This window comes from Pseudomonas sp. SLFW (assembly GCF_009905615.1).
GTDB classification, from domain to species: domain Bacteria; phylum Pseudomonadota; class Gammaproteobacteria; order Pseudomonadales; family Pseudomonadaceae; genus Aquipseudomonas; species Aquipseudomonas bambusae.
In genome coordinates this window covers 47,571-61,014 of record NZ_JAAAKW010000023.1, presented here as the reverse complement: position 1 = coordinate 61,014, position 13,444 = coordinate 47,571, and the positions used below count along the sequence as shown (strand labels likewise).

Below are 13,444 nucleotides of genomic sequence, written 5' to 3'. Positions count from 1 at the left end.
CCCCCATATGAGTTTCCATCAGGGCATTTTCGCCCCCTCGCGTGGAGACTCTCCCCTTGACCACCATCGTTTCAGTGCGCCGCCAAGGCAAAGTCGTCATGGCCGGTGACGGCCAGGTTTCCCTGGGCAATACCGTCATGAAAGGTAACGCCAAGAAGGTCCGCCGCCTCTACCACGGCCAAGTGATCGCCGGTTTCGCGGGCGCCACCGCTGACGCCTTCACCCTGTTCGAACGTTTCGAAGCCCAGCTGGAAAAACACCAGGGGCATTTGGTTCGCGCAGCCGTCGAGTTGGCCAAAGACTGGCGGACCGACCGTTCCCTGAGCCGTCTTGAAGCCATGCTCGCCGTCGCCAACAAAGACGCGTCCCTGATCATCACCGGCAACGGTGACGTCGTTGAGCCTGAAGATGGCCTGATCGCTATGGGCTCCGGCGGTGCGTTCGCCCAAGCCGCTGCCCGCGCCCTGTTGCTGAAAACTGAACTGTCGGCGCGCGAAATCGCCGAAACCGCGCTGCACATCGCGGGCGACATCTGCGTGTTCACCAACCACAACATCACCATTGAGGAGCAGGACCTCGCTGAATAAGCCCGACAGGCGCCGCAATTCATCGCGGCTGCCGGACTCATTCGCTCAAGAGGACCGTTGAAAACCATGTCCATGACTCCCCGTGAAATCGTCCACGAACTCAATCGCCATATCATCGGCCAGGACGATGCCAAGCGCGCCGTCGCCATCGCGCTGCGTAACCGCTGGCGCCGGATGCAGCTCCCTGAAGAGCTGCGCGTTGAAGTCACCCCGAAAAACATTCTGATGATCGGCCCGACCGGCGTCGGTAAAACCGAAATCGCCCGTCGTCTGGCCAAGCTGGCCAACGCACCTTTCATCAAGGTCGAAGCCACCAAGTTCACCGAAGTCGGCTACGTGGGCCGTGACGTCGAGTCGATCATTCGTGATCTGGCTGACGCCGCCATGAAGCTGCTGCGCGAACAGGAAATGACCAAGGTCCGTCATCGCGCCGAAGACGCCGCCGAAGATCGCATCCTCGACGCCCTGCTGCCCCCTGCGCGCGTGGGTTTCAACGAAGACGCAGCGGGCGGCTCCGATTCCAACACCCGCCAGTTGTTCCGCAAACGCCTGCGTGAAGGCCAACTGGACGACAAGGAAATCGAAATCGAAGTCGCGGAAATGGGCGGCGTCGATATCTCCGCGCCTCCGGGCATGGAAGAGATGACCAACCAGTTGCAAAGCCTGTTTGCCAATATGGGCAAGGGCAAGAAGAAGAGCCGCAAGCTGAAGGTCAAGGACGCGCTGAAGATGGTCCGCGATGAAGAAGCGAGCCGTCTGGTCAACGACGAAGAGCTGAAGGGCAAGGCGCTGGAGGCAGTCGAGCAGCACGGCATCGTGTTCATCGATGAAATCGACAAAGTCGCCAAGCGCGGCAACGTCGGCGGCGCGGACGTCTCCCGTGAAGGTGTGCAGCGCGACCTGCTGCCGCTGATCGAAGGCTGCACGGTCAACACCAAACTGGGAATGGTCAAGACCGACCACATCCTGTTCATCGCATCCGGTGCGTTCCACCTGAGCAAGCCGAGCGATCTGGTGCCTGAGCTGCAAGGCCGTCTGCCGATTCGCGTCGAGCTGAAAGCCCTGAGCCCTCAGGATTTCGAACGCATCCTGAGCGAGCCACACGCGTCGCTGACCGAGCAATACCGCGAGCTGCTGAAGACAGAAGGCCTGAACATCGAGTTCTTGCCGGAAGGCATCAAGCGCCTGGCCGAGATCGCTTGGCAAGTGAACGAGAAGACCGAAAATATCGGTGCCCGTCGTCTGCACACCCTGCTGGAACGCCTGCTGGAAGAAGTGTCTTTCAGTGCGGGCGACCTGGCCGGCGCGCAGGATGGCGGCACAATTCAGATCGACGCGGCGTACGTCAACAGCCACTTGGGCGAGTTGGCGGAAGACGAAGATCTGTCTCGCTACATTCTTTAATCAGCCCACGCCCCCCCCTGTAGGAGTGAGCTTGCTCGCGATTGCATTGGATCAGGTCAACACATCATTGCCTGCCCCGCCCTATCGCGAGCAAAGTGGATCGCCACCCCGGTCACTCCTACAATGTAACGCGCAAGGCATACCGTCGATGACACGCATTCCCTCTGCCATCCAGCTTCACAAAGCCTCGAAAATCCTCACGCTGAAATACGGCCCCGGTGAGGAATATCACCTGCCCGCCGAGTTCCTGCGGGTGCATTCGCCGTCCGCTGAGGTGCAGGGGCACGGCAAGCCGATTCTGCAATTTGGCAAGCTGGGCGTTGGTTTGACGAAAGTTGAACCGGCCGGTCAGTACGCACTGAAATTGACCTTCGATGATGGTCATGACAGCGGTCTGTTCACGTGGGAATACCTCGAACAACTGGCACAACGTCAGGAAGCCCTGTGGGACGATTACCTGGCTGAACTGAAAGCTGCGGGCAAATCCCGCGACCCTTCCGAGCAAGTCGTCCGACTCATGCTCTGAGCTGCCGCTCTAGTTCGCGCCTTCGTGACCGGCGGGCGTTTTAGGACGCACTTTCTAATTCCATCTGCTTCAATGCTCCGCGCAGCGGTCAATGACTGGCCCTGCTTGCGATTTTTATAAATCTCGCGTAACCAATGATTCTGGCAAGCCATCTGCATCGGAGTTTTAGCAGAAGCCTGTCGGTGTGAACCGCAGCAGTCGCATGCAGCGCCATCGAAAAATACGGCGCCTTGCAGGAGCATTCACACCCGTTGTGTTAATCATCGGTCACCCGAGAGCAGTGCTGGCGTTTGCCCGTGGCGTGTTTTCACAGGGATGCCAGCGCTCGTCTCAGGACAATGGAGCGTCGTAGATGAGTAACAAGAGTAATGATGATCTGCCGCGTCAAGCCTCTGAACACACCCTGGGGTTGAACCCCGTCGTCGGCTTGCGGCGCAAGGATTTGCTCACCACGGCACGCATGGTCTTGACCCAGGCCATCAAGCAACCGATCCACAGCGCCAAGCACGTGGCCCATTTCGGGCTGGAACTGAAAAACGTGCTGCTCGGCAAATCCAGTCTGGTGCCCGACAGCGACGACCGTCGTTTCGCCGACCCGGCCTGGAGCCAGAACCCGCTCTATCGTCGCTACCTGCAAACCTACCTCGCCTGGCGCAAGGAGTTGCACGACTGGATCGACGACAGCAGCCTTTCGCAACAAGACATCAGCCGCGGCCACTTCGTGATCAACCTCATGACCGAAGCCATGTCGCCCACCAACGGCGCGGCCAACCCGGCGGCGGTCAAACGCTTCTTTGAGACGGGCGGCAAGAGCGTCCTCGATGGGCTCTCGCACCTGGCGAAAGATCTGGTGAACAACGGCGGCATGCCGAGCCAGGTCAACATGGACGCCTTCGAGGTCGGCAAAAACCTCGGCACCACCGAAGGCGCCGTGGTGTTTCGCAACGACCTGTTGGAACTGATCCAGTACAAGCCGATCACCGAGCAGGTCCACGAACGCCCTCTGCTGGTGGTACCCCCGCAGATCAACAAATTCTATGTGTTCGACCTCAGCCAGGACAAAAGCCTGGCGCGCTTCTGCCTGCGCAACAACGTGCAGACCTTCATCATCAGTTGGCGCAACCCGACCAAGGCCCAGCGTGAATGGGGCCTGTCCACCTACATCGACGCGGTGAAAGAAGCGGTGGACGTGGTCTGCAAGATCACCGGCAGCAAGGACGTGAACATGCTGGGCGCCTGCTCCGGCGGAATCACCTGCACTGCCTTGCTCGGCCACTATGCGGCGCTGGGCGAGCAGAAGGTCAACGCGCTGACCCTGCTGGTGAGCGTGCTCGACACCACCCTCGACACGCAGGTCGCGCTGTTCGTGGATGAGCAGACGCTGGAATCGGCCAAGCGCCATTCGTATCAGGCGGGCGTGCTGGAAGGCAAGGACATGGCCAAGGTCTTCGCCTGGATGCGCCCCAACGACTTGATCTGGAATTACTGGGTCAACAACTACCTGCTGGGCAACGAGCCGCCGGTGTTCGACATCCTGTTCTGGAACAACGACACCACGCGCCTGCCCGCCGCGTTTCACGGCGATCTGATCGAGATGTTCAAGAACAATCCCCTGATTCGTCCAAACGCGCTGGAGGTCTGCGGTACGCCGATTGATCTGAAACAGGTCAAAAGTGACATCTTCTGTCTCGCAGGCACCAACGACCACATCACGCCGTGGGTGTCGTGCTACAAGTCGGCTCGACTGTTCGGCGGCAAGACCGAATTCGTGCTGTCCAACAGCGGGCATATCCAGAGCATTCTGAACCCGCCGGGCAACCCGAAGGCGCGCTACATGACCAACCCGGAACTGCCCGAAGAAGCCACTCGTTGGCAGGAGGACGCCAGCAAACACACTGACTCGTGGTGGCTGCACTGGCAGGCGTGGCAAGCCGAGCGCTCCGGCAAACTGAAAAAATCTCCCGCTACATTGGGCAACAAGGCGTATCCCGCAGGCGAAGCGTCTCCGGGCACGTATGTGCATGAGCGTTGATCTGGATTAACTACCACCTGTAGGAGTGAGCTTGCTCGCGATGTCGTCGGAATAGTCGATATAACACTGACTGAACTATCGCAATCGCGAGCAAGCTCACTCCTACAGGTTTACAGGCAACTGTGAGCTCTGATTCGCCACTGACGGCAAGCATCGAACACACAGAAACCGCCCACGCGGTTTCAGGACCGGAAGACGCGCAGGACTGCTTTACCGGCGTTTAACCAACAGGGCTTCGCGCATGCCGCAACCGTTCGTATTTCGCACCATAGATCTGGATGGTCACAACATCCGCACCGCAGTGCGCCCCGGCAAGAGCCATCTCACGCCGCTGCTGATTTTCAACGGCATCGGCGCCAACCTGGAGTTGGTGTTTCCGTTCGTCGATGCGCTGGACCCTGACCTCGAAGTCATCGCCTTCGACGTGCCTGGTGTTGGCGGTTCATCGACGCCAAACCGTCCCTATCGCTTTCCTGGTCTGGCGAAACTTGCGGCACGGATGCTGGATTATCTGGACTACGGACAGGTCAACGCGATTGGCGTTTCGTGGGGCGGAGCGCTGGCCCAGCAATTCGCCCACGACTACCCCGAGCGCTGCAAAAAACTCGTGCTCGCGGCCACGGCGGCGGGCGCGGTGATGGTGCCGGGCAAACCGAAAGTGCTGTGGATGATGGCGAGCCCGCGTCGTTACATTCAGCCGTCGCACGTGATCCGCATCGCGCCGGACATCTATGGCGGAGCGTTTCGCCGCGATCCGAATCTGGCGGCAAACCACGCCGCGAAAGTCCGTTCATCCGGAAAGCTCGGCTATTACTGGCAGCTGTTCGCGGGCATGGGCTGGACCAGCATTCATTGGCTGCACAAGATCCAGCAACCGACGCTGGTGCTGGCAGGGGATGACGACCCGCTGATTCCGCTGATCAATATGCGACTGCTGGCCTGGCGTATCCCCAATGCCCAGCTACACATAATCGACGATGGTCACTTGTTTTTGATCACCCGGGCCGAAGCCGTGGCCCCCATCATCATGAAGTTTCTGCAACAGGAGCGGCAACGCGCCGTCATGCATCCACAACCTGCACCGACCGTGCGATAACCCAAGGAATAAGGGGCGCATTCGTGCCTCACATCAAAGAGAAATCGCTTCACTGACTGCGTTATCGGCGGGATTGCCAGACGTGGAACAGCGCACTGCTCAGGGGAGGTCGAGCGGTGCGCCGCTGTATTTGCTGATGGCCAGACGAAGGAGTGTTGATCCATGCGAGACAAACCGGCGAAGAATAGTTATCCGACGCCAGCGACCTACATCAATGCGCAAAGCGCAATCACCGGCCTGCGTGGTCGGGATCTGCTGTCGACCCTGCGCAGCGTGGCCTTGCAAGGTCTCAAGCACCCGGTTTACACGGCGCGCCATGCGATTGCCCTCGGCGGTCAGTTGGGGCGTGTGATGCTGGGCGATACGCCTCACCAGCCACACCCGAATGACGCCCGCTTTAACGATCCGACCTGGACGCACAATCCGCTGTACCGTCGCGGCTTGCAGGCGTATCTGAGCTGGCAGCATCAGGTGCGCGACTGGATCGACCACAGCGACCTGCCCGAAGACGACCGTTCTCGCGCGCAATTCATTTTCTCCCTGCTCAACGATGCACTGGCGCCGACCAACACCCTGCTCAACCCGCTTGCTGTGAAAGAGCTATTCAACTCCGGCGGCACCAGCGTGGTGAAGGGCCTGAGCCACATGCTCGACGACTTCATGCACAACAACGGCCTGCCGAGCCAGACCACCAAGGACGCGTTCGAGATCGGTCGCACCCTGGCCGTCACTCCCGGCGCCGTGGTGTTTCGCAACGAGCTGCTGGAGCTGATCCAGTATTCGCCGATGAGCGAAAAGCAATACGCCCGACCGCTGCTGATCGTGCCGCCGCAGATCAACAAGTTCTACATTTTCGACCTGAGCCCCACCAACAGCTTCGTGCAGTACGCCCTGAAAAACGGCGTGCAGACTTTCATCATCAGTTGGCGCAATCCGGACGTCCGCCATCGGGAATGGGGGCTTTCCAGTTACGTACAGGCGGCTGAAGAAGCGATGAACGTGTGCCGTGCGATCACCGGCGCGCGGGAAGTCAACTTGATGGGCGCCTGCGCGGGCGGCCTGACCATCGCAGCGCTGCAGGGCCATTTGCAGGCCAAGCGACAACTGAGGCGGGTGTCGAGCGCGAGTTACCTGGTGAGCTTGCTGGACAGCGAAATTGAAAGCCCAGCGACGTTGTTCATCGACGAACAAACCCTCGAAGCCGCCAAGCGCCGCTCTTACCAGCGCGGCGTGCTCGACGGTCGCGAGATGGCCAAGGTCTTCGCGTGGATGCGCCCCAACGATCTGATCTGGACGTACTGGGTGAACAATTACCTGCTGGGCAAGGCGCCGCCGCCGTTCGACATCCTTTACTGGAACAACGACAGCACGCGTCTCCCCGCCGCGCTGCACGGCGATCTGCTGGACTTCTTCAAGCACAACCCGCTGACCCGTCCGGGTGGACTGGAAGTGTGCGGCACACCCATCGATCTGCAGAAAGTGACGGTGGACAGTTTCAGCGTCGCGGGCATCAACGACCACATCACGCCGTGGGACGTGGTCTACCGCTCGACCTTGCTGCTTGGCGGCAACCGGCGCTTCCTGCTGTCGAACAGTGGCCACGTGCAGAGCATTCTCAATCCGCCCGGCAACCCCAAGGCGAACTTCGTTGAGAACGGCAAGCTCAGCAGTGATCCCCGCGCCTGGTATTACGACGCCCACCGCACGGACGGCAGTTGGTGGCCGAGTTGGCTGAGCTGGATTCAAGAGCGCTCGGGCGCGCAGCGCGAAACGCTGCTGGCGCTGGGCAATCAGAATTACCCGCCGATGGAGGCGGCGCCCGGGACGTATGTCAGAGTTCGCTAGAAGCACCACGGACTCTTGCTGAACGTTGCTCCTGTAGGAGTGAGCTTGCTCGCGATAGCGGTGTGTCTCTGAACACATTCAAACCTGACGAATCGCTTTCGCGAGCAAGCTCACTCCTACAGGAGCATTCGAATACCTCAGTGCCGAATTAAGAAGACCGGATGAAGACCCGCGACCGAATACTCGAATGCGCCCTGCTGCTGTTCAATCAGCAAGGCGAGCCCAATGTTTCAACCCTGGAAATCGCCAACGAGCTGGAGATCAGCCCCGGCAACCTCTACTACCACTTTCACGGCAAGGAGCCGTTGGTGATGGAGCTGTTCGAGCGCTTCCAGTCCGAGCTCGCGCCGCTGCTCGACCCACCCGCCGATGCGCGCCTGGACGCCGAGGATTACTGGCTGTTTCTGCACCTGATCGTCGAGCGTTTGTCCCATTACCGCTTTCTGTTCCAGGACCTGTCGAACCTCGCCAGCCGCCTGCCGAAGCTCGCACGGGGCATTCGCCACCTGCTCAACGCCATCAAGCGCACCCTCGCCTCTCTGCTGGCGCGTTTGAAGGCCGAAGGGCAAGTCACCAGCGACACGCAGGCGCTGGGGCAACTGGTCGAACAGATCACGATGACGCTGCTGTTCTCGCTGGATTACCAACGCATCCTCGACCGTGAGGGTGAAACTCGGGTGGTGGTGTACCAGATCATGATGCTCGTCGCGCCGCACCTGAAACCGGGCGCGAGGCATGCGGCAGAGCGGTTGGCTTTGCATTATCTGGAGGATTGATGTCAGCCGAAACATCCCCTTCGCTGCCGGTCGGATGGCACAGATGTTTGGTATTTATCTCCCCTCTATCGCAACAAAAAACCCGACCTGTTCTCACAGATCGGGCTTCGGTCCAACCAGCCGTGAATCAGGACTGGCTGGAAGGTGTCGACGCGGCGGAATTGGTCGACGGTGCAGCGGCGGGCGCGGACGGTGCCGGGGAGGCAGGCGCGGCGCTGGTGGTTGCAGCAGGAGTGGATGCTGCGGCCGGTTTGGCGGCTGCGGCGGGCTTCGGTGCTGCGGGTTTCTTGGCAGCGGCTGGCTTTTTCGCAGCGGCGGGTTTGGCCGCGACAGGCTTGGCTGCCGGTTTTGCCGCAGCAGGCTTGGCCGCTGCTTTCGGGGCGGGTTTGGCCGCCGGTTTCGCAGCAACGGTTTTCGCCTTGGCGGCGGTGGACGCAGCGGCTTTCGACGCAGCGGCTACCGGCTTGGCCGCTGCGGTTCTGCTGGCGGCGGCGCTTGCGGCTTTGGCGACCGGTTTAGCCGCAGCTTTCGCCAACGGCTTGGCAGCGGGTTTGGCGGCGGTTTTAGTGGCAGGTTTCGCCGTTGCCGTTTTCGACGCCGAAGGCACCGAGGCGCCCGTCAGTTTTTCGATTTGCTTGGTCAGCAGATCAACTTTGCTGTGCAGGGCTTTGACTTCGTTGCGGCTCGGTACACCCAAGCGAGAAATCGCGCTGTTCAGACGCTTGTCGAAAGCCCCCTCCAGTTCGCCCCATTTGCCCAGCGCCAGGTCCTTCACGTCACCGACGCGGGACTTGGTCGAAGCCTTGGCCGTGTCGACGGTTTTACCGACGGTGGCCTTGGTTTCTTTCTCGGCTTTTTCGCCGTCTTTCACCAGCGTTTCGAAAAGCTTACTGCCGTCATTGCTGATCTTCGAGTAAGCGCCTAAACCAGCCAGCCAGATTTGGCGGGAGTATTTCTCCACTTCACCAATCCAGGAGCTGCCTTCTTTTTCGGTTTTCTTTTTGCCAGCCATCCCGCTCTCCTTATTGTTTACGCGCGACACGTTCAAGCAATGCCGTCAGCTCATCGAGCTTAGCAGACAGTGTCTCAACATCATGTTTAGACGGAATGCCAATGCGATTCAAGGCGCCGGCCACACGGCGGTCGAAGGCGCTCTCGATTTTGTCGAGTTGCACTTCCACACGGCCTTTGGCTTTGGTGATTTCGCCGGTGACTTCATCCTTCGCCGAATCGATTTCGCTGTTCGCGGCTTCGATTTTTTCGTCGATGACTTTCTTGGCTTTCTTTTCGGTCTGCTCGCCGGTCTTGATCAGCTCTTTGACGTACTCAGCGCCTTCCTGCCCGGCCTTCACGTAAGCACCCAGGCCTGCGAGCCAGATTTTGCGGGCGTAGAGACGAACCTCGGAGAACGTCTTCGCTTCTTCGGCTTCGATTTTTTTCTTCAGAATCACTTTGGCCATGGTGCACCTCACGCTCGAAAGGGATAGGAGGAACCACCCCGCAGACGGGGGCATGGGCACAAAGTAGAGAGAAAAATTAGAAAGCTCACCCTAGACGATGAGCACGACGAGCAACTGTAGGAGTGAGCTTGCTCGCGATAGCGGTATGTCTGTAGACGCATCGAGGGCCGACGAACTGCTATCGCGAGCAAGCTCACTCCTACAGACTTTCGGCCTACGTTACAGCGCTAGCGCCCGCAAGCCACGCTCCTAAAAATAGGCCGTCAGGCAATAAGCGCTTTATCCAGCTGCCGCTCGACCTCAGACTGGATCGTGGTGCTCATCGCCGACAGGAAGAAATTCAGCTCGATGTTGACCCGCACCAGCGCGTCTTCCACCTCAACGGTGCCTTTGGCGCCCTTGCCTTCCAGCGACACGGTGTCGCCGTTCCAGCTGTGCTCGATGCCATATTTGTCGCCCAGCTTCTCAGCCAGCAGCTCGGCTTTCTCGCGAGCCTTGTCCTTGCCCAGTGCATGCGGGCGTTCCACGGTAATACGGGCCATCGGCGGGCTCCTTCATCGGCGTAAATCGTCGGGCCACTATACCAGCGGCGTTCGGCGAAGAAACTGTTGGCGGTGAGCCTTGTCAAGACAAAGCCAGCCCCGACGATTAGAATGGCGGCACTTTATTCCGGTGACAGCGATATGAACGATCCGCGCAAAGGCAGCGATGCCGAACCCACCACCCACTTCGGTTACAAAACCGTCGCTGAAAGCCAGAAGGCCGAGAAAGTCGCCGAGGTTTTCCATTCCGTGGCGGCCAAGTACGACCTGATGAACGACGTGCTGTCCGGCGGCATGCACCGTCTTTGGAAACGCTTCACCATCGAGCTTTCCGGTGTGCGCACCGGCAACCGCGTGCTGGACATCGCAGGCGGTACGGGCGATTTGGCCAAGAAATTCTCCCACCTGGTCGGTCCGACCGGTGAAGTGGTGCTGGCCGACATCAACGCGTCGATGCTGAAAGTCGGTCGCGACCGCCTGCTCGACCGTGGTGTGGCGGGCAATATCAAGTTCGTCCAGGCCGACGCTGAAAAGCTGCCGTTCCCGGACAACCATTTCGACTGCGTGACCATTGCCTTCGGCCTGCGCAACGTCACGCACAAGGAAGACGCCATCCGCTCGATGCTGCGCGTCCTTAAACCGGGTGGCCGCCTGCTGGTGCTGGAATTCTCCAAGCCGACCAACAAAGTCATGTCCAAGGTTTATGACGCCTATTCGTTCGCGTTCATGCCGTTGGCGGGCAAGCTGATCACCAATGATTCGGAAAGCTATCATTACCTGGCCGAATCGATCCGCATGCACCCGGATCAGGAAACCCTGAAGTCAATGATGGTAGAGGCCGGTTTCGATCGCGTGACCTACCACAACATGACGTCCGGCATCGTCGCCCTGCACCGTGGTATCAAGCCCTGATGCTGATCAGCGGCTTGCTCGCTAGTGCCGAGCACGGCATCAACCGTGTGCTGCAAATGGACAGCACCGCCCTGCCACGCCTTGAGCGCCTGAGCGGAAAGGTGATTGCGGTCGAATGCACAAGCCCGGCGTTTCACCTGCACATTCTGCCCAGCGACGAAGGCCTGATGTTGGCCTCGCGCTGGGAAGCAGGCGCTGACGTGACCCTGCGCGCCCCGGCTGCCAGCCTCATGCGCCTTGCGCTGAGCAAGGACAAGAACGCCGTGCTGCACAGCCCGGAGGTCGAGCTGGATGGCGAAAGCGCCGTGCTGCTGGAGTTGGTGGGCGTATTGCAGGATCTCGACCTCGACTGGGAATACGAGCTGCAACGCTGGCTCGGCCCAGTCGCCACGCCGCTGATGGGTGGCCACCTGCGCAACAGCGCACGCTGGACCCGCGAGAGCATGGCGAGCCTGAGCCACAACCTGGCCGAATACCTGGCCGAAGAATCCCGCACCCTGGTCGGCAAACGCGAGGCTGAAGCCCGCTTCGCCGAACTGGATCAGACCCAACAAGACCTGGAACGCCTCGAAGCCCGCTTCGAGCGTCTGGCCCACTCCCTCAAATCCAGCGATAACGCATGAGCCTGCTTGCCGTCCGCCGCCTGTTTCGCATCCAGCGTGTCGTAATCCGTTACCGCCTCGATGATCTTTTGTTCGCCCTGCCACTGCCGTGGTGGCTGCTCGCCGTGCGCTTCGTGCTGCCGTGGCGCTGGATTCCCCGACGCAAAAGCGAGCTGACTCGAGGTGCGCGCCTTCGCTTGGCGTTGCAGGACCTGGGGCCGATCTTCATCAAGTTCGGCCAGTTGCTTTCGACCCGCCGCGACCTGCTGCCCGAAGACATCGCCGACGAGCTGATGATGCTCCAGGACCGCGTGCCGCCGTTCGAATCCGAAAAGGCCATTGCCCTGATCGAGTCGCAGTTGGGCGCGAAAATCAACGACGTGTTCAGCCGTTTCGATGTTGCGCCGTTGGCGTCCGCGTCGGTGGCGCAGGTTCACGCCGCTCGCCTCAAGACCGGCGAAGAAGTCGTCGTGAAAGTCGTGCGTCCGGGCCTCAAGCCGGTCATCGGCTCGGACCTGGCGTGGCTCTTCATCCTCGCCAAGATCGCCGAGCGTTTGTCTGCCGACGCCCGCCTGCTGCACCCGGTGGACGTGGTCGCCGACTACGAGAAGACCATCTACGACGAACTCGACCTGTTACGCGAAGCGGCGAACTCCAGCCAGCTGCGCCGCAACTTCGAAGGCTCGACGATGCTGTACGTGCCTCAGGTCTATTGGGACTGGTGCCGCCCGAAAGTGCTGGTCATGGAGCGGATTTACGGCGTTCAGGTAACCGATCTGGCGACCCTCGCGGATCAGCGCACCGACATGAAGAAACTCGCCGAGCGTGGCGTGGAGCTGTTCTTCACCCAAGTGTTCAGAGACAGCTTCTTTCACGCCGACATGCACCCTGGCAACATTTTCGTCAGCACGGTTTCGCCGTGGGACCCGCAATACATCGCCATCGACTGTGGCATCGTCGGCAGCCTCACGCCGGAAGACCAGGACTATCTGGCGCGCAACCTGTTCGCGTTCTTCAAGCGGGATTATCGCCGCGTCGCACAGCTCCACATCGACTCAGGCTGGGTGCCCGCTGAGACCAAACTCAACGAGTTTGAAGCCGCGATTCGTACCGTGTGCGAGCCGATCTTCGAGAAACCGCTCAAAGACATTTCCTTCGGTCAGGTGCTGATGCGCCTGTTCCAGACCGCGCGTCGCTTCAACATGGAAGTGCAGCCGCAACTGGTGCTGTTGCAGAAAACCCTGCTCAACATCGAAGGCCTGGGCCGTCAGTTGTACCCGGAACTGGACTTGTGGAGCACCGCGCAGCCGTTTCTGGAACGCTGGATGCGCGAGCGCGTCAGTCCTAAAACGCTGATCGGCAACCTGCAATCCCAGGTCGAACAGATTCCACATCTGGCGAACATGACACGCGATCTGCTGGAGCGCCTCTCGCAGCCGCACACTTCCGATCCCGCGCCTCCGTACACGCGCAAGGGCGACCACTGGGCGTTGCGTCTGATCGGCGCGGCATTGCTGGGCGGTGGCGTGGTGCTGGCGACGGCCCATACTCAATCAGGTGACGAATTGATCGCCCTGAGTGCCTGGCCCGCGCTGCTGATGCTGGTCGCCGGGCTCTATCTGGTCGTGCGCCGATAGCCATCGGGGCAAGCCGCTGGCACAC

General features: G+C 60.2%; 13 protein-coding genes. 10 read left to right on the top strand and 3 right to left on the bottom strand.

Going from position 1 to position 13,444, the window contains the following annotated elements:
• Positions 1–56: 56 nt before the first annotated feature.
• The 7 genes from hslV (at position 57) to GVN17_RS26030 (ending at position 8,266) form a co-directional block, all read left to right on the top strand.
• Positions 57–587, top strand: a complete 531-nt coding sequence (hslV, locus tag GVN17_RS26060; protein ID WP_037016051.1) for an ATP-dependent protease subunit HslV — start codon at positions 57–59, stop codon at positions 585–587.
• 66 nt (positions 588–653) lie between these two features.
• Positions 654–1,991: an ATP-dependent protease ATPase subunit HslU gene (gene hslU, locus GVN17_RS26055; RefSeq protein ID WP_166598164.1), complete on the top strand. Its 1,338-nt coding sequence runs from the start codon at positions 654–656 to the stop codon at positions 1,989–1,991.
• Positions 1,992–2,139: 148 nt separating this feature from the next.
• Positions 2,140–2,517, top strand: coding sequence for a gamma-butyrobetaine hydroxylase-like domain-containing protein (locus tag GVN17_RS26050; RefSeq protein WP_166598163.1), 378 nt, complete (start codon positions 2,140–2,142; stop codon positions 2,515–2,517).
• Positions 2,518–2,869: 352 nt separating this feature from the next.
• Positions 2,870–4,549, top strand: coding sequence for a class II poly(R)-hydroxyalkanoic acid synthase (gene phaC, locus GVN17_RS26045; RefSeq protein ID WP_166598162.1), 1,680 nt, complete (start codon positions 2,870–2,872; stop codon positions 4,547–4,549).
• A 241-nt stretch (positions 4,550–4,790) separates the two neighbouring features.
• The gene (gene phaZ, locus GVN17_RS26040) at positions 4,791–5,645 is read left to right on the top strand and encodes a poly(3-hydroxyalkanoate) depolymerase (protein WP_166598161.1); all 855 of its coding nucleotides are present in this window, start codon (positions 4,791–4,793) and stop codon (positions 5,643–5,645) included.
• A 162-nt stretch (positions 5,646–5,807) separates the two neighbouring features.
• Positions 5,808–7,490, top strand: a complete 1,683-nt coding sequence (gene phaC, locus GVN17_RS26035) for a class II poly(R)-hydroxyalkanoic acid synthase (RefSeq protein ID WP_166598160.1) — start codon at positions 5,808–5,810, stop codon at positions 7,488–7,490.
• A 161-nt stretch (positions 7,491–7,651) separates the two neighbouring features.
• Positions 7,652–8,266 (top strand): TetR/AcrR family transcriptional regulator, encoded by a 615-nt coding sequence (locus GVN17_RS26030; RefSeq protein ID WP_166598159.1) that lies wholly within the window; start codon positions 7,652–7,654, stop codon positions 8,264–8,266.
• Between the two features lie 127 nt (positions 8,267–8,393).
• Here GVN17_RS26030 and GVN17_RS26025 read toward each other — a convergent pair whose 3' ends face one another.
• From GVN17_RS26025 to GVN17_RS26015, 3 genes are all read right to left on the bottom strand, one after another.
• On the bottom strand, positions 8,394–9,278 hold the full coding sequence (locus GVN17_RS26025; protein ID WP_166598158.1) for a phasin family protein: 885 nt from the start codon (positions 9,276–9,278) through the stop codon (positions 8,394–8,396).
• Between the two features lie 10 nt (positions 9,279–9,288).
• The gene (locus GVN17_RS26020) at positions 9,289–9,726 is read right to left on the bottom strand and encodes a phasin family protein (protein ID WP_166598157.1); all 438 of its coding nucleotides are present in this window, start codon (positions 9,724–9,726) and stop codon (positions 9,289–9,291) included.
• A 263-nt stretch (positions 9,727–9,989) separates the two neighbouring features.
• The gene (locus GVN17_RS26015; RefSeq protein ID WP_166598156.1) at positions 9,990–10,268 is read right to left on the bottom strand and encodes a polyhydroxyalkanoic acid system family protein; all 279 of its coding nucleotides are present in this window, start codon (positions 10,266–10,268) and stop codon (positions 9,990–9,992) included.
• Positions 10,269–10,409: 141 nt separating this feature from the next.
• Between GVN17_RS26015 and ubiE the strand changes: the two genes are divergently transcribed.
• From ubiE to ubiB, 3 genes are read left to right on the top strand one after another with little or no spacing between them, the layout of a single operon-like run.
• Entirely contained in the window at positions 10,410–11,180 is a 771-nt protein-coding gene (gene ubiE / locus GVN17_RS26010) for a bifunctional demethylmenaquinone methyltransferase/2-methoxy-6-polyprenyl-1,4-benzoquinol methylase UbiE (protein ID WP_166598155.1), read from the top strand.
• On the top strand, positions 11,180–11,803 hold the full coding sequence (locus tag GVN17_RS26005; RefSeq protein ID WP_166598154.1) for an SCP2 domain-containing protein: 624 nt from the start codon (positions 11,180–11,182) through the stop codon (positions 11,801–11,803). Before ubiE ends, GVN17_RS26005 begins: the two co-directional genes overlap by 1 nt.
• Positions 11,800–13,419 carry a ubiquinone biosynthesis regulatory protein kinase UbiB gene (gene ubiB / locus GVN17_RS26000; RefSeq protein ID WP_166598153.1) on the top strand — a complete coding sequence of 540 codons (1,620 nt, stop codon included), beginning with the start codon at positions 11,800–11,802 and terminating at the stop codon, positions 13,417–13,419. Before GVN17_RS26005 ends, ubiB begins: the two co-directional genes overlap by 4 nt.
• Positions 13,420–13,444 lie beyond the last annotated feature (25 nt).